Consider the following 15,846-nt stretch of genomic DNA (forward strand, 5'->3'; position numbering starts at 1 on the left):
CCGCGAAGCCTCCGTCAGTAACGCGCAGACACAACCAGATACGCAGCGCGTCCCGGCGCTTCGAGCACGAACGGTGCCGCGCTCTGGTACAGCGCGTCGTAGTAGCGCTTGTCGAAGATGTTGTTGACGAACAGCTTCATGGTCCAATTCTTGTCGATCTTTGCCTCAGCGAACGCGTCGAAGCGCCAGTAGCTCGGGATCGAGGTGCCCTGGTTGGCCGCGAGGAAGGTGCCGCCATACACCTTGGAGCGATACACCGCCTGCCCGCCGATCTCCCACATGTCGGTCAGCTGGTATTTCGAGAGCATGCTGAACGACTGATGCGCCACGTTGGCGAGCGGCAAGCCGACGTTCGAGGTGTACAGAAGCGTGTTCGCTGGCGGAATATTCGATTTGGTCACTTCCGACTGCATCAGCACGAGACCGCCGAACACGCTCCATTTGTCGGTGATCTTGCCGCCCACTCCGAGATCGATGCCCCGGATGCGATAGGCCGCGCCAGCGCTGATGCAGGAGACAGTGCCGGTCGTACCAGCCGGATAAGGACATGCGGCAGTTGCGGTCGCCGCGGTGATGTTCATGGATTCGCGCGCGTTCTCCTTCTCGGTCTGGAACAACGCCGCGGTCACCAGCAGATGGCGGTCGAACAATTCCCACTTGGTGCCGACTTCAATGGCCTTGTTCTTCTCCGGCCCGAAGATCTGGCTCGGATTGCCATTGAGAACCGGCGCGAGGCCACCATACTGAATGCTCGTGCCGTCAAACTCCGCGCCGACCGGGTTGGATGATGTGGCATAGGCGGCGTAGACGCTTCCGTTCGGCAACGGCTTCAGCGTCAAGCCGAGGTTGAAGTTCGGCATGCCGTAGTCTTGCTGCTGCTGGCCGAAGACGTTGGCGACACCATTGACCGTACCGTAGCCGCTGGTCTTGATGGTGTAGTCGTCATAGCGGACGCCGCCGTTGAGGATCACGAGGTCGTTGTAGTTGGCGCTATCCAGGACATAGACACTCTTCGTATCGACGGTGAGTTTGGTCGGCAGCCCGGACAGCCCCGACGGAATCGGGAACGGAATGTTGGTGTATTGCGGATTGAAGACGCTGACGCCTGAGAGCGATCCGCTGCCGCTGAATCCGCCGGGCAGCGCCTCCGAGTTCAGACCGAGATATTTGTCGAACGAGGACCTTTCGTTGTTGTACTCGAACCCGGCAAGCGCCGTGTGCTTGAAGCCGGCGCCGTCGTTGAACTTGTAGGTCGCCTCGGTCTGGTTGGCGAACACGTCGGTGGCTTGATAGCGGCTCTGCGGATTGGCACTCAGCGTCGAGGCCGAGAGCGGATTGGCCAGCACCGGCGATTCCGGCAGCGTTCCGATGTAGTTCTGGGTCGAACGCGATTCCCGGATCTTGTTGCTGATCGTCAGGTCCGGCGTGATCCGCACTTCGGCATTGATCGTACCGATATCCTGCCCGGTCCTGAAGAAGTCACGATTGACGAAGCCATAGAAATTGTTGCGGTTGACACCGAAATCCGGGAACGGGCCACCGGCGGTGCTCGCCGTACTCGGCCGGTAGTAAGGCACGCCGAAATCCGGGATACCGGTGAGTTCGGTGTGAATGTAGTTGCCGCTGATCGTCACCGCGTCGACCGGCTTCCAGGTGCCGGCGACGAATGCACCATCGCGGTTGTCGGTGACATAGCTGCGGCCGGCGACGCCGGCATCCTGGAACAGGCCGCCGGCACGGATCGCCAGCGTCGGGCTGATCACCTGGTTGACGTCGAGCGTCACCCGCTTGGTGCGATCGGTGCCGAACGAGGTGTCCATGTTGTAGAAGCTCTTGTCCGTCGTCGCCTGCTTGGTGACGATGTTGATCGCGCCGCCGGTGGTGCCGCGGCCTGCGAAGGAGGAGCCCGGGCCGCGCAGGATCTCGACCTGCTCGGTGAAGAAGTTCTCGCGAACGCTGACGCCGGCGTCGCGCACCCCGTCGATGAAGATGTCGTTGCGCGCATCGAAGCCGCGGATGAAGAAGCGGTCGCCGAACGCATTGCCGCCCTCGCCCGTACCGAGCGTGACGCCGGCGGTCGACAGGATCGCCGATTTCAGCGAGGTGGCGTTCTTGTCTTCGAGCACGTCCTTGGTCAGCACCGTGACCGACTTCGGCGTGTTCAGGATCGGCTCGGGATACTTTCCGGATGCCTGCAAACGATCGCCCTTGTAGGGCGCCGCCGGATCCGCATAGCGGTCGCGGTCGGCGGGAAGACCACCGGCACTGGGAAACGGCACCGGCGCCTGCTGTGCCTGCTGGTTGTTGCGGCGCGCGGCGCGGCGCAGGGCGTTGCGGGCGCGGACCTGGTCCGACGTGGGCTTTGACGTGACGGGCCGCGGGCGAGCGACCGGGGCATCGACATTGACCGGCGGCAGATTCGATTGCTGCGCTTCGGCTCCCGAAAACGACGCCACCGCGATCAGGCTCGCGACCGCGGAGACCTTCGTCGCGGAATGACCGGTATCATTGGCCGAACCGACCGCGGCATCGAAGCGCAGCGATCGCGGCGCCTTCACATTGCTCATTTCTTGCACGCCCCCAGAAAACCAAGTTCGTTCGCGAAATCACGCTGCGACGAACTGTCTCTTTCGGTTATCGAGCGTGAGTTTTTTTATCAATGCGACGAGCGCCACACTTCGCTTGAATCGCCCCAATTCAAAGCGATTCTAATCTGTGGTTTGAAATCGTTCTAAACTCCAGTTTTTAAGCGTTCTAATTGCCGTTCTAAACTGGTGTCATTGGCCGCGCCGTGCACGGCCCGTCAATGCGCCTCCCCGATCACTCGGCGCTTGGTGGCTTCATCAGCGAAAACAGCTCGTCGATGGTCCGCTGTGCGACCTGACGCACGCGGTCGCTGTTGTCGAGGCCGGCGATATTGACGCCGTTGACGACAGCTTTGATCTCGTCGCGGAAGTCGGTGAGAAACCGCAGCGGATCACGCTGCTCGCTGGCGACGCGCGCGATCAATCCGGTGACCATGATCTGGCATGCCATCATGCGCCCGTTCAATTCGTCCATCGCAGCCCTCATCCTCTCGCATCGTCGCTGCGCGATATGGACGACATCCCGGCGTGTTTCAACCGGGTCGCACAAGCCGCTGAACGGATGGAGAGCAAGTCTGCGCGACGAGGCGCGCGCTATTTCGCGGCGATGTGCTCGGCGTCCTCGCCGAGCGACTTGATGCGATCCTTGACCGCGCGAAGCGTCGCAAGGCCGCTTTCGACATGCTTGTCCGACACGTCGCGGAGCACGTCGCCGGCGATCGCATCACGCAAGCTGTCGAGATCGTCGACGAGGCGACGCCCGGTTTTGGTCAGGAACAGACGATTGGCGCGGCGATCCCTGGGGTCGGGACGGCGTTCGAGCAGGCCATGCTCGACGAGGCGATCAAGCAGGCGCACCAGCGAGATCGGCTGCAATTCGAGCACGTCGGCGAGATCGACCTGGGACAATCCCTCCTGCTCGCGCAAACGGAAGAGTACAATCCACTGCGCGCGCGTGGTGCCTCGCGCCTTGGCGCGATGATCGATATAATTGCGCAGCAGCCGGGAGCTCTCGACGAGCTGCGCAACGAACTGGCGTTTGAGATCGAGCGACATAGGGGTCCTCGGTGCGTTTCCCAGACGGAATGTTTCTGCTCGTTTCCGACCTAAACCTTTCCAAATGTTTAGGATTCTCAAGCCTTGGTGTGTTTACACATTAAGTGCACGCATATTATATCCGCAAGCTCTGTGAACCGTTTCGATCACCCTTTATTGTTACGTCGAACCCAAGAGTCCGCATGTCAAAGTCACGCACCATCGGTTGGGTTTTAGTGATCGCTGCGGTCTGTGCCGCCGGCTATTACGGCTGGCAGAAACACACGAGCGACCAGCAGGCGGCCGAAGCCGCACACAAGCGTTCCGCCCAGCGCCCGGCCGTCCCGGTCAAGATCTCGCCGGTCGAGAAGGCCGACTTCCCGGTCTACCTCACCAGTCTCGGCACGGTGCAGGCGTTCAACACCGTCCAGGTCCGCACCCGGGTTGACGGCCAGATCACCAAGATCGCCTTCAAGGAAGGTCAGTTCGTCAAGGCGGGCGACACGCTGGTCGAGATCGATCCACGGCCCTATCAGGCGACGCTCGACCAAGCCAAGGCCAAGAAGGCCCAGGACGAGGCCAACCTTGCCAATGCCAACCTCGACCTGCAACGCACCACAAGGCTCGGCGAGTTCGCGACGCGCCAGCAGTTCGACACCCAGCGCTCCACCGTGGCCCAGCTCACGGCCCAGATCGCGGCTGACGACGCCGCCATCTTCAACGCCCAGACCCAGGTCGACTACGCCACCGTGAAATCCCCGATCGACGGCATCGTCGGGCTGCGGCTGGTCGATATCGGCAACATCGTCAACGCCTCGGCCCAGACCGGCATCGTAACGATCACCCAGATCGAGCCGATCACGGTGATCTTCACCGCGCCGGAAGACCAGCTGCCCGATATCAAGGCGGCGCTGGCGGTAGCGCCGCCCAAGACCATTGCCCTGACCACAGACGGCAAGCGGGTGCTGTCCACCGGAACCCTGTCGCTGATCAACAACCAGGTCGACACGACGAGCGGGACTGTCCGGCTGAAGGCGGTGTTTGATAACAAGGACCATGCGCTGTGGCCGGGCCAGTCGGTTTCGACCCGGCTTCTGGTCAGAACCTTGAAGGATGCCACCGTCGTCCCGGATGACGCGGTGCAACATGGCACCGAAGGGCTCTACGCGTATTCAGTCAATCAGGAGAACAAGGCCGAGCTTCGCAAGCTCAAGGTCAGCCAGTCGATCGACGGCAAGTCGGTGATCGACGAGGGCCTGACGCCGGGACAGCAGGTGATCACCGCGGGGCAGTACAAGGTCTCGCCGGGAACCCTGGTGACGACGGCGGTGGCGAGCTCGGATCCGTCCCAGTCGAAGGTTACGCAGGAATGAGCGACGGAATTTCCGCACCATTCATTCGCTTCCCCATCGGCACCTCGCTACTGATGGCGGGCATCCTGTTCGTCGGCCTCGTCGCCTATCCGCTGCTGCCGGTCGCACCGCTGCCGCAGGTCGACTTCCCCACCATCCAGATCACCGCGAACCTGCCGGGCGGCAGCCCGGAGACCATGGCGAGTTCAGTCGCCCAGCCGCTGGAGCGCCAGTTCGCGCAGATCCCCGGCATCGCCCAGATGACCTCGACGAGCTATCTCGGCACCGCCTCGGTCACGATCCAGTTTGACCTCAACCGCTCAATCGACGGCGCCGCCAACGACGTGCAGGCCGCCATCAACGCCGCCAGCGGTCAACTGCCCAAGAACCTTCCCTCGCCGCCGACCTATCGCAAGGTCAATCCGGCGGACGCGCCGATCATGCTGCTGTCGGCGACGTCGGACACGCTGCCTCTGACGACGGTCAGCGACTCCGTCGACGCTCAACTTGCCCAGCAGATCAGCCAGATTTCCGGCGTCGCGCAGGTCGTCATCGGCGGCCAGCAGAAGCCGTCGGTCCGCGTTCAGATCGACCCGGCCAAGCTCGTCGCAAAGGGCCTGTCGCTGGAGGACGTCCGCGCCGCGATCAACATCGCAACCGTCGACAGCCCGAAGGGCAATATCGACGGCGCCACCCGCGCCTACACCATCTATGCCAACGACCAGCTGCTCACGGCGGAGCCCTGGAACGACGTGATCATCGCCTACCGCAATGGCGGGCCGCTGCGGATCCGCGACATCGGCCAGGCCGTTACCGGGCCCGAGGACGCCAAGCAGGCCGCCTGGGCCAACGGCAAGCGCGGCGTGTTCCTGGTCGTGTTCAAGCAGCCGGGCGCCAACGTCATCGACACCGTCGACAAGATCAAGGCGGCGCTGCCCCGGCTGGTCGCGGCTATCCCGCCGGCGGTCAAGATCGAGATCATCAGCGACCGCACGACCACGATCCGCGCCGCGGTGGAGGACGTCCAGTTCACCCTGCTCCTGACCATCTTCCTGGTCGTGATGGTGATCTTTGCCTTCCTGCGCAGCTTCTGGGCCACCGTCATCCCTGCCGTGACGGTGCCGCTGGCATTGCTCGGCGCCTGTGCGCTGATGTGGGTATTCGGCTACACGCTCGACAATCTGTCGCTGATGGCGCTGACGATTGCGGTCGGCTTCGTGGTCGACGACGCCATCGTGATGCTGGAGAACATCAGCCGCTATATCGAAGAGGGCGAGCGGCCGATGGCCGCCGCCTTCAAGGGCTCCAAGGAAATCGGCTTCACCATCGTGTCGATCAGCATCTCGCTGGTCGCGGTGCTGATCCCGCTGCTGCTGATGGGCGGCATCATCGGCCGCCTGTTCCGCGAATTCGCGGTCGTGCTGGCGATGACGATCTTCGTCTCGATGTTCGTGTCGCTGACGCTGACCCCGATGATGGCCTCGCGCTTCCTGCGCGCCCATAATGAGGAACGGCACGGCCGTCTCTACAAGCTCAGCGAGCGCGGCTTCGATGCGATGCTGCGCGGCTATCAGAACGCGCTCGACGTCGCGCTGCGCTGGAAGTTCACGACCCTGATGATCTTCTTCGCGACGCTGGCGCTGTCGATCTACATGTTCGTCATCATCCCGAAGGGCTTCTTCCCGCAGCAGGACGTCGGCCTGATCACCGCGACCTCGGAAGCCAATCAGGACATTTCGTTCGCCCAAATGAAGGGGAAGCAGGAGGAGCTCAGCAAGATCGTCATGCAGGACCCCGGCGTGGCGACGGTGGCGATGGCGATCGGCGGCAGCGGCCGGGCCGGCAACAACGGCAACATGTTCATCACGCTGAAGCCGCTGAACGAACGTGATGCCAACGCGCAGCAGATCATCGCCCGCCTGCGGCCCAAGCTGGAAAAGGTGCTCGGTGCCCGGCTGTTCATGCAGGCCGCCCAGGACGTTCGCCTCGGCGGTCGTCCGACCCGCACCCAGTTCGAGTTCACGCTGCAGGACGCCAACCTTGCCGAACTGAACGAATGGGCGCCGAAGATCCTCGGCAAGATGCAGACGCTGCCGCAGCTGCGCGACGTCGCCACCGACCAGCAGACCAACGGCACCACGGTTGAGCTCAAGATCAACCGTGACACCGCCTCACGCTACGGCATCCAGCCGCAGCTGATCGACGACACGCTCTATGACGCGTTCGGCCAGCGCCAGGTGACGCAGTATTTCACCCAGCTCAACAGCTACCACGTCATCCTCGAGGTGCTGCCAGAGCTGCAGGGCTCGATCGACACGCTGAACAACATCTACCTCAAGTCGCCGCTGACGGGCGAACAGGTGCCGCTGTCGACCTTTGCGAAGTGGACCACCGTGCCGGTGCGGCCGCTGTCGATCAGCCATCAGGGCCAGTTCCCGGCGATCACGATCTCCTTCAACCTGGCGCAGGGCGTAGCGCTCGGCCAGGCGACGGAAGCGGTGCAGAAGGCAATGGTGGACCTCGGCGCGCCGCCGACCCTGAGCTCGAGCTTCCAGGGCACTGCGCAGGCGTTCCAGCAATCGCTGTCGACGGTGCCGCTGTTGATTCTGGCTGCGCTCGTGGTCGTCTACCTGATCCTCGGTATCCTCTACGAGAGCTACATCCACCCGATCACCATTCTGTCGACGCTGCCGTCGGCCGGCGTCGGCGCGCTGGCGATCCTGATGGCCGCCGGCTTCGACTTCTCGCTGATCGCGCTGATCGGCATCATCCTCTTGATCGGCATCGTGAAGAAGAACGGCATCATGATGGTCGACTTCGCGATCGCCGCCGAGCGCGACCAGCACATGGAGCCGGTGGCGGCGATCCGTCAGGCCGCCCTGCTCCGCTTCCGCCCGATCATGATGACGACGATGGCCGCAATGCTCGGCGGCGTGCCGCTGATGCTCGGCACCGGCACCGGCTCGGAGATCCGCCAGCCGCTCGGCTACGCCATGGTCGGCGGTCTGATCGTCAGCCAGGCGCTGACGCTGTTCACGACGCCCGTCGTCTATCTCTATCTCGACCGGCTCTCCAACGCGTTTGCGAATTGGGGCCGCTCGCCGCGCGCCGACCACGACGCTGACGACGGCGAAGACGGTTCGGTCAAGCAGGCCGCCGAGTGACTTGACTTTGCCCACATACCGGCACATCCGAAAGATGATCATTTCGGAGCCGGTACCGTGAAGATTGTCGCAACGTCGTTTGTCGTCCTGTTCACCGCGTTCGGCCTGGCCGGCCTTGGCCACGCCCAGGCGCCCAAGGGCAAGACTACGCCCGCGCCGGTCGCGGCGGCCGCTCCCGCCGCCCCTCAAGGTGACGCCGCATCGCCCAACAACACCGGTTGGGTCGCGCGCTGCACCAGCGCCAGCCGCGAGGCGCCGCTCGAATGCGCGATGGAGCAGACCGCGGTGCTCACCAAGACCGGACAGCTGATCGTGCTGGTCAATATCCGCGTCCCCGGCGACACCCGCACGCCGGTTGCGCTGATCCAGCTTCCGCTCGGGCTGAACCTGCCGGTCGGCGCCAAGCTGCAGGTCGACGACGGCAAGGCCGTCGATGTGCCGATCCAGACCTGCGAGGCGCGCGGCTGCTACATCAACGCGCCGATCGCCGCCGACGTCCTGACCCAGCTCAAATCAGGCAAGCAGCTCAAGATCTCGTTCCAGAATCTCGGCAAGGAAACCATCAGCATCCCGATCCCGCTCGCCGACTTCGCGACGGTCTACGACAAGATCAAGTAGCGCTGCTTCTATTGCTACGAATACCGCCAAATAGAGCGAGCAAGACTCGCCAAACGCGCCTGCCTTTTCTCAATTGCTTTACGGTTCCACGCTTGAAAAGCAGCAACGTTTTGCGTTGTCAGGAGTTCGCTTTTGGCAAAGTCAGTTTCTTCGTAGGAAAGCCTTTATTTCCCAGCTTCTCGTTTATCTTGGTCAGTAAACACATGTTCCCTAATCGAACGACGCAATCCTCCACAATCTCGGGATCTGCGGTTAAGATTGCTTTCCAATCAGCCCCTGGCTTCTTGGGCAAGATATGCTCGACCGTTAGCACGGCCGGCTCCCACTCACCCGCCATCTTTCCTTTGGCGAGACGTTGCTCTTCCTTCTCCAGCGCTCGCAAGAAGTATTGCGCCTTCTGATTGGTTCGTTCGCTCTTTAGGGCGAATGCAGCTTCGAAATCTTGATCAGACGGATAGACGTCCTTCAGCTCTGCAAAGGCCACGGCCGCAGTCTTTACGTGCCCATCGAAAATAGATTGAGCCAGCTTAGCCGCAAAAATTACAACTGTCGTTGCCAACCGTTGTTGTCCGTCGAGAATGGTGTAAGCATTTCCGCTATACAGAAAAACAAGCAAGCCAAGAAAATAAGACTCGGACTTTTTGGAGAGGGCATCTATCACGTCATCAAACAGTTGCTTAACGTCGTCATCGCCCCACGCAAAGTCACGCTGGTGCGATGGAACAATGAAGCGACCTTCCTGGAGAAGCCGCGCTATCCCGTATGCAGGCGCTTCAGAGAGAGCGTCAGTCATAGCCCGAACCAATCAAATTCAGAACGATAAATGAGGAAGGTAGCACAAGGTAGTTTTCGCAACCAAATTGGGAAAATAGTCTATCTTAAGTTTCAACAGATAATTGCGCTTTACAAGTCGTTGCCGCGCGCCGTCTGCGCAATCCCCACGCCATCGCCGTCAAACGCGTGATCGTCACACATGACGACCATCATCTGCAAAAACGTGCCAGCCGGCGCCTCGCATCGATTCCCGGCTTCGCCGTCGCTGGTGCGTGTGATGCCGCCCCCCCGAACCGTGACCGACGGCTCCTTGCGAGGCAATTCTCCTAACGTGGCCCCGCAACACTGCACGGCGCGATAGGCATACAGAATGATCCAGAGCCGGCGAGTACGACACAACTTTCAATGCGTCCCTGGAACCAATATAGTGCACAGAGTAGTCGACGTCGGGTACGTTGATGCTCCGCATTCGAGCATCCACCTCTCGTCAACCCGCTTGGATGGGTGGTATGAGGAAGTAGAGGACGCGGCATGATAGTGAAATTGCTGGACGATGTGGCCCCGGACACATGGCAAGAAGCAGCTGCCCGACTCAATGACGTGGGAGTTTTTGCTAACGAAGGCCGCAAGTTTCCCGAGCCTAGTGTGCTTGAAGGTAGCGCATCTGACCTGGATCGCATTCTTCGCGCACAGGGATATAGAGGGGGTCAAATTGGGTTTGCTGAAATAGATCCTCCGAAGGAAGGCGCGTCCCTACTCGTCTTTGATATCAGCCAGATCGCAGACGACGGCTCTGCCGAAACTCGCTGGTATGAAGATTACCGACGACGGTGGAAAAAGCGCGTTACGGATCGGGTAGATGACTGGCTAAGGCGATTGTACCTGCTTAAGGAAGCGATGAGGGATTGGCTGCCTGAAGGCTTCTCGCTCAGAGACCGCCCCTCTGTACCGATCTACGAAGAGATGATGCGCAAGTTCAACGTTGCGTCATCCGCGATGCCCTCTTTTGACATTTTGCAGGGCACCACACCGATTATGCGCGTCCAACCTAAAGGTCTTTGGACGATAGGAGCCAACGGGCGCGTTGATTTGGTAGGCCGCCGAGGAACATTCATTTTAGTCGATCAAAGCGAGGCGCTTTCGACGACTTCGCAATGGGAGTATTACGCGCCCGGCAATCCTAGGGCAGGAATCAAGTTCGACAAGGAAGCGTTCATCAAATTGCTGGTGTGAAGTGTCAATTTTCTCCGAAATCATTGACCAATGGGTCATCGCCGAGACCGCTTTTAGCGACATTGAATCTAGAGCGTTCGCAAACGACGACGAACCTCTTTTTGACAATGCAAGCGAAATGCGCAAACGCAATGATCAGGCCTATTTCCTCTATTTGTTCACTCGATTTGAGGCTGCTGTGAACGAAGCCGTTGTTATTGTTCGCGGCAACAGGACACTACCCTCCATTCCTTGGCCAGAGCGTCGGATGTGGGAAACTATGAACAACAGAGAGATCAAGAACGTGGCGTTCCTCACTCGCGTGGAAATTCTAATGGATAAGTCGAGTAGCGACTACGCGACTGTGAAGTCGTACTACGATGGCCGCAACAAGGTTGCACATGGTGGAGTATGGGATGAGCAGTTTGTAATTCCCTCAATCGCAAGCACCATGGAAACCTTGATGCACGGGTTTCCAACAACTTGAATGTTGGAGCTTGCTTACGTCCGGATGCGTCTGGCCCATGTCGGCCGCAAACTGCGGCAGCGATGGTAGAGCATGATGCGCAGATCGGGGCACAATCGCCTTCAGCTGATCGCAATCCTGTTTGCGATATCAGGCGCGGCAGCAGCCGCGGAGCCCCTGCCGTCGCCGCCGGCATCGACAGGCCAGCCTACGATCCGCGACGTCAGGATACGGCCGCGAACCGAGCTCCCCGACGGCGGACCGTCGTCGACGCGGTACAACGGCGTAGCGCTGCCCGACGCCGACGTGAAACACGTTCGCACGACACGCGAGCGGGCCGACGAGCCGGTGCCCGCGCTCGAGCCGCTGCGCCCGCCTGCCGGCCGTAAGGCGCTGCCTACGCTAGCGCTCGCGCTTGTAGAGGAACGCGTTGTCCGGCTGCGGCATGCCGATCGTCTTGTAGAACCCGATCGAGTCGGGCGCCGACAGCAACAGGCACATCGACTCAGGCCCGGCGAGGCGCCGCGTTTCCGCGATCAGGCGCTTGCCGATGCCGTGCCCCTGGTACTCCCGATCGACCGCGAGATCCGACAAATAGCAGCAATAGGCGAAATCGGTCAGCGCGCGCGAGACGCCGACCAGCTTGCCCGCCTTCCGCGCCGTCACGATCAAATTCGTATTGGCGATCATGCGCGCCATCCGGTCGGTATCCGCGAGCGGACGCCGCTCGCCGAGGCCCGACTGGCGCAGCACATCGATGAACTCGTCGACGCCGATCGACGATTCGCGGGCATAAAGAATTTCGTCCATCAGCTTAAACCTCTGTCGCAATATCCCGGACCACACGCGCGAGACCATGGTGGATTACGCCGGGCTACTCCACCCTCGATGCTGTGACGGCACACGCGGCGTTGCATCCGGTCCCGCATCAGCCGCAGGCGCCGGGCCGGGCAATCTCGTCGGAATTTGGGAGGATTGTTGCGCCACGGAGGCAGATTGGCTGGGGAACCTGGATTCGAACCAAGACAAACAGAGTCAGAGTCTGTTGTGCTACCGTTACACCATTCCCCAAGAATTGCCCGTGGTATCAACAGCTTAGCTGGATGACTGGACATCTCGGTGCAGCGGGTTCGCCTGCCAAATCAGCGCCCGCGCGAGAGCGACCTTCTACCTGCTTGGTCCCACGCTTGGCAAGCATTGTTGGCGAGGGATCGGCGTAAAATCGCCGGCCGGGACACCACTGATCCGACCAGACGAGGCCTGAGGGTTCACAGGTCGGCCAGCAATTCCAGCAGGAGTTCGGGATGGGCGGCAAACAAGGCTCCGATGCCGAACCCAGCAGTGCCGAACCCAATAGCGCCGATTCAGCCGTGCCACCCAAATCCAAGCACCGCGCCCATCAGGGTTGCAATCCAACCACGGAAGCCGTCCAGACGACCCGAACCGCGACCACCAGCGCCTTGACCATTGATGTCACACGCAATCAATTCCCTGAGCAATCGCCTCCGACGCCGGGGGCTCGCCGCGCTTCCGCGCCCACTTCACGACCACATCTCTTGTTTGACGCGCCTCACTGGCGGGCCGTTCACCCACCTCCCCCGGAGTTGATCGCCCACAGGCAACCGAGCGTGAGAGCAAGATGAGATTAGGCTGTGGCCGCGAATGAAGGCGCGTTCCCTCTCCCGCCTGCGACGTGGAAGCTTCAGTTGCAGAAGCCCGCAAAGGCCATATGCGACAGTCTTGGTCGAGGGAGACTTGGGGCGAAGGAGACTTGGGGCGAGGGACATTCGCACAATTTTCGGAATATTAGAAGTTTGCCCCTGAGTTGCCCGACGTGTCAAGTTGCTTGGCCGGACGCCGGCCACCGCCGGCTCCTTTGCATGGGGTTGTTTTCGATATTTTGGCAGCGCCCGCTGTCGCATGCATCGCACGTTCGTGCGAGATCGAGCCGTGGCGTCTTGTTGAATGCCTACCGCAGCCGTCAGTACAGCCCGCCGGTCCCCGACCGCATCACGGCCCGATCCGCATCCGGCGAAATCGGCTGCTGGGTGCCGTCGATCACGTCAGTGCCGGCGACCAACGAGGAATCATAGGCCGGCGGCGCCTGGCCCGGCTTGAAGGCTTCGAGCACCACGCCCTTCTGTCCGGACGAGGCGCGCAGGCCCGTCTTGGCGTCGACGAGCACCAGCCGGATGCCGACCGGCTGCTTGAACGGGGTGGCCGGCTTGTCGGCGAGCGCGAGCTTCAGGAAGTCGCGCGCGATCGGCGCCGCGGTGTGACCGGCCTGCGCGTTGCGGCCGAGCGAGCGCGGCTTGTCGTAGCCGACATAGAGACCGACCACGAGGTCCGGCGAGAAGCCGACGAACCAGAGATCCTTGGCCTCGTTCGAAGTCCCGGTCTTGCCGGCGAGCGGCTTGCCGACGTCCTTTAGCGCCGTGCCGGTACCGGCCTGAATCACGCCTTCCATCAACGAGGTGATCTGGTAGGCGGACATCGCGTCGAGCACCCGCTCGCGACGGTCGACGAGCTGCGGCTCGGGCTGGCTCTTCCAGCCCTCCGGCGCGTCGCAGCCGCGGCATTCGCGCTGGTCGTGCTTGAAGATGGTGTGGCCGTAGCGGTCCTGGATGCGGTCGATCAGGGTCGGCTTCACGCGGACGCCGCCATTGGCGATCATCGAATAGGCCGTGGCCATCCGCATCACCGTGGTCTCGCCGGCGCCGAGCGCATAGGCGAGATAGTTCGGCAGCTCGTCGTAGACGCCGAAGCGCTTGGCATACTCGCCGATCAGCGGCATGCCGATCTCCTGCGCGAGCCGCACCGTCACGGTGTTGAGCGACAGGCGCAGCGCGTTGCGCAGCGTCACCTGACCCTGGTACTTGCCGGTCGAGAAGTTCTCCGGGCGCCAGACATTGCCCTGCCCCTGGTCGATCTCGATCGGCGCGTCGATCATGACGGTCGATCCGGTATAGCCGTTGTCGAGCGCCGACGAATAGACGATCGGCTTGAACGTCGAGCCGGGCTGCCGGTAGGCCTGCGTGGCGCGATTGAACTGGCTCTGGTCGAACGAGAAGCCGCCGACCATCGCGAGCACGCGGCCGGTATGCGGATCCATCGCCACCATCGCCCCCGACAGTTCGGGGATCTGGCGCAGCCGGTACTGGCCCTCGATGGCGCGGCCGTCCTTGAAGAGCGGGTCGGCATAGATCACGTCGCCGGGTTGCAGCACCTGCGAGACCGCCGTCGGCGTCTTGCCCTTGCTCCTGGCCCAGCGCACGCCGTCCATCGTGATGATGCCGGTCTCGCGCTGCTTGCTGATGGCGCCGCCGAGTTCGCGGCCGGGCTGGAAGCCGATCCGCGCCGACTGGTCGTTGCTCTCGAGCACAACAGCCATTCGCCACGGCGAGATGTCGGAGAGCGACTTGATTTCGGCGAGCGGCACGCCCCAGTCGGCGGAAAGATCGATCTTCTGGATCGCGCCGCGATAACCCTGCTGCTCGTCATAGTTCACGAGCCCCGCCACCATCGCCTTGCGCGCCATCACCTGGACCTTGGGGTCGAGGGTGGTGCGCACCGACAGGCCGCCTTCATAAAGCTTCTTCTCGCCATAGCGCTCGAAGATGTCGCGGCGGACCTCTTCCGAGAAATATTCGCCGGCGAAGGTGTGCGCGCCGTTGCTGCGGTTGGTGACGGTCAGCGGGTCCTTGCGCGCCTTGTCGGCGTCGGCCACGCTGATCCAGCCGTTCTCCTGCAGGCGGTCGATCACGTAGTTGCGGCGCTCGATGGCGCGCGCATGGTTGCGCACCGGATGCAGGCTGGCCGGCATTTTCGGCAGCGCCGCCAGATAGGCCGCTTCGGCGACCGTCAGTTCATTGACGGACTTGTCGAAGTAGACCAGCGAGGCCGCCGCGATGCCGTAGGCGCCGAGGCCGAGATAGATTTCGTTGAGATAGAGCTCGAGGATCTTGTCCTTGGAATAGGCCCGCTCGATTCGCATCGCCAGCAGGGCTTCCTTGATCTTGCGACTGAACGACACCTCGTTGGTCAGAAGGAAGTTCTTGGCGACCTGCTGGGTGATCGTGGAGGCGCCCTGCGGACGACGATTGGAACCGAAGTTCTGGACGTAGGAGACGCCGGCGCGCGCCATGCCGGTATAATCGATGCCGCCATGCTCGTAGAAATTCTTGTCCTCGGCGGCGAGGAAGGCGTTGATCACGAGCTTCGGCACCGCCTGGATCGGCAGGTACAGCCGGCGCTCCTTGGCGAACTCACCGAGCAGCGAACCGTCGGCCGCGTGGACGCGGGTCATCACCGGCGGCTCGTAGTTCTGGAGCTGTGAATAGTCGGGCAGATCCTTGGAAAAATGCCAGAACAGCCCTGCGACGGCGGCCAGACCAGCCAGGAACAGGATGGTTCCTGCGGTGAACAGGAACCCGAAGAACCGCAACAGAAATTTCATCGACCAGATTTCCGTGGCGAATACGTCGCTCGTTCTGAGCGCGCTGCGTGCCACTTAGGCCGCCCGGTATATCGGTCGCTCCCCTGACCTGCAATTCAGCACCGGATAATTAAAGCGCGCCAGGCGTCAAACTTATGCCATAGAGCCCGGCTCGCGCGCGCTGCCAAATCAGCAGACCTTCCTG

11 protein-coding genes and 1 tRNA gene are annotated in these 15,846 nt (G+C 61.8%); 5 read left to right on the forward strand and 7 right to left on the reverse strand.

The window, feature by feature from the left end; all coding sequences use genetic code 11:
- Positions 1-14 precede the first annotated feature (14 nt).
- The 3 genes from FNJ47_RS08910 to FNJ47_RS08920 form a co-directional block, all read right to left on the reverse strand.
- Positions 15-2,567, reverse strand: a complete 2,553-nt coding sequence (locus FNJ47_RS08910; RefSeq protein ID WP_163152687.1) for a TonB-dependent receptor — start codon at positions 2,565-2,567, stop codon at positions 15-17.
- Between the two features lie 253 nt (positions 2,568-2,820).
- Positions 2,821-3,060: a hypothetical protein gene (locus tag FNJ47_RS08915; protein ID WP_163152689.1), complete on the reverse strand. Its 240-nt coding sequence runs from the start codon at positions 3,058-3,060 to the stop codon at positions 2,821-2,823.
- A 119-nt stretch (positions 3,061-3,179) separates the two neighbouring features.
- Entirely contained in the window at positions 3,180-3,641 is a 462-nt protein-coding gene (locus FNJ47_RS08920; RefSeq protein WP_163152690.1) for a MarR family winged helix-turn-helix transcriptional regulator, read from the reverse strand.
- Positions 3,642-3,823: 182 nt separating this feature from the next.
- Between FNJ47_RS08920 and FNJ47_RS08925 the strand changes: the two genes are divergently transcribed.
- Genes FNJ47_RS08925 through FNJ47_RS08935 form a run of 3 tightly spaced genes read left to right on the forward strand, consistent with a single transcriptional unit; the run spans position 3,824 to position 8,754 of the window.
- Positions 3,824-4,993, forward strand: coding sequence for an efflux RND transporter periplasmic adaptor subunit (locus FNJ47_RS08925; protein WP_163152692.1), 1,170 nt, complete (start codon positions 3,824-3,826; stop codon positions 4,991-4,993).
- Entirely contained in the window at positions 4,990-8,136 is a 3,147-nt protein-coding gene (locus tag FNJ47_RS08930) for an efflux RND transporter permease subunit (RefSeq protein WP_163152694.1), read from the forward strand. The genes FNJ47_RS08925 and FNJ47_RS08930 overlap by 4 nt, the downstream gene beginning before the upstream one ends.
- A gap of 57 nt (positions 8,137-8,193) precedes the next feature.
- Positions 8,194-8,754, forward strand: a complete 561-nt coding sequence (locus FNJ47_RS08935; protein WP_163152696.1) for an invasion associated locus B family protein — start codon at positions 8,194-8,196, stop codon at positions 8,752-8,754.
- A 118-nt stretch (positions 8,755-8,872) separates the two neighbouring features.
- Here FNJ47_RS08935 and FNJ47_RS08940 read toward each other — a convergent pair whose 3' ends face one another.
- Positions 8,873-9,547, reverse strand: coding sequence for a DUF262 domain-containing protein (locus FNJ47_RS08940; RefSeq protein ID WP_163152698.1), 675 nt, complete (start codon positions 9,545-9,547; stop codon positions 8,873-8,875).
- A 512-nt stretch (positions 9,548-10,059) separates the two neighbouring features.
- On the opposite strand from FNJ47_RS08940, the gene FNJ47_RS08945 reads away from it, so the two are divergent.
- Both FNJ47_RS08945 and FNJ47_RS08950 read left to right on the forward strand, forming a co-directional pair.
- Complete coding sequence (locus tag FNJ47_RS08945) at positions 10,060-10,761, forward strand: hypothetical protein (protein ID WP_163152700.1); 702 nt, start codon at positions 10,060-10,062, stop codon at positions 10,759-10,761.
- Between the two features lies 1 nt (position 10,762).
- Entirely contained in the window at positions 10,763-11,227 is a 465-nt protein-coding gene (locus FNJ47_RS08950; protein WP_163152702.1) for a hypothetical protein, read from the forward strand.
- A 381-nt stretch (positions 11,228-11,608) separates the two neighbouring features.
- Here the strand turns inward: FNJ47_RS08950 and FNJ47_RS08955 are convergent, their stop codons facing one another.
- The 3 genes from FNJ47_RS08955 to FNJ47_RS08965 all read right to left on the reverse strand — a co-directional run bounded on the left by FNJ47_RS08955 (position 11,609) and on the right by FNJ47_RS08965 (position 15,662).
- Positions 11,609-12,016, reverse strand: a complete 408-nt coding sequence (locus FNJ47_RS08955; RefSeq protein ID WP_163152704.1) for a GNAT family N-acetyltransferase — start codon at positions 12,014-12,016, stop codon at positions 11,609-11,611.
- A gap of 187 nt (positions 12,017-12,203) precedes the next feature.
- A tRNA-Gln gene (locus tag FNJ47_RS08960) sits at positions 12,204-12,277 on the reverse strand.
- 910 nt (positions 12,278-13,187) lie between these two features.
- On the reverse strand, positions 13,188-15,662 hold the full coding sequence (locus tag FNJ47_RS08965; protein WP_163152706.1) for a penicillin-binding protein 1A: 2,475 nt from the start codon (positions 15,660-15,662) through the stop codon (positions 13,188-13,190).
- Between the last annotated feature and the right edge of the window lie 184 nt (positions 15,663-15,846).

The organism is Bradyrhizobium uaiense (assembly GCF_010811875.1).
In the GTDB taxonomy this organism is placed as follows: Bacteria; Pseudomonadota; Alphaproteobacteria; order Rhizobiales; family Xanthobacteraceae; genus Bradyrhizobium; species Bradyrhizobium uaiense.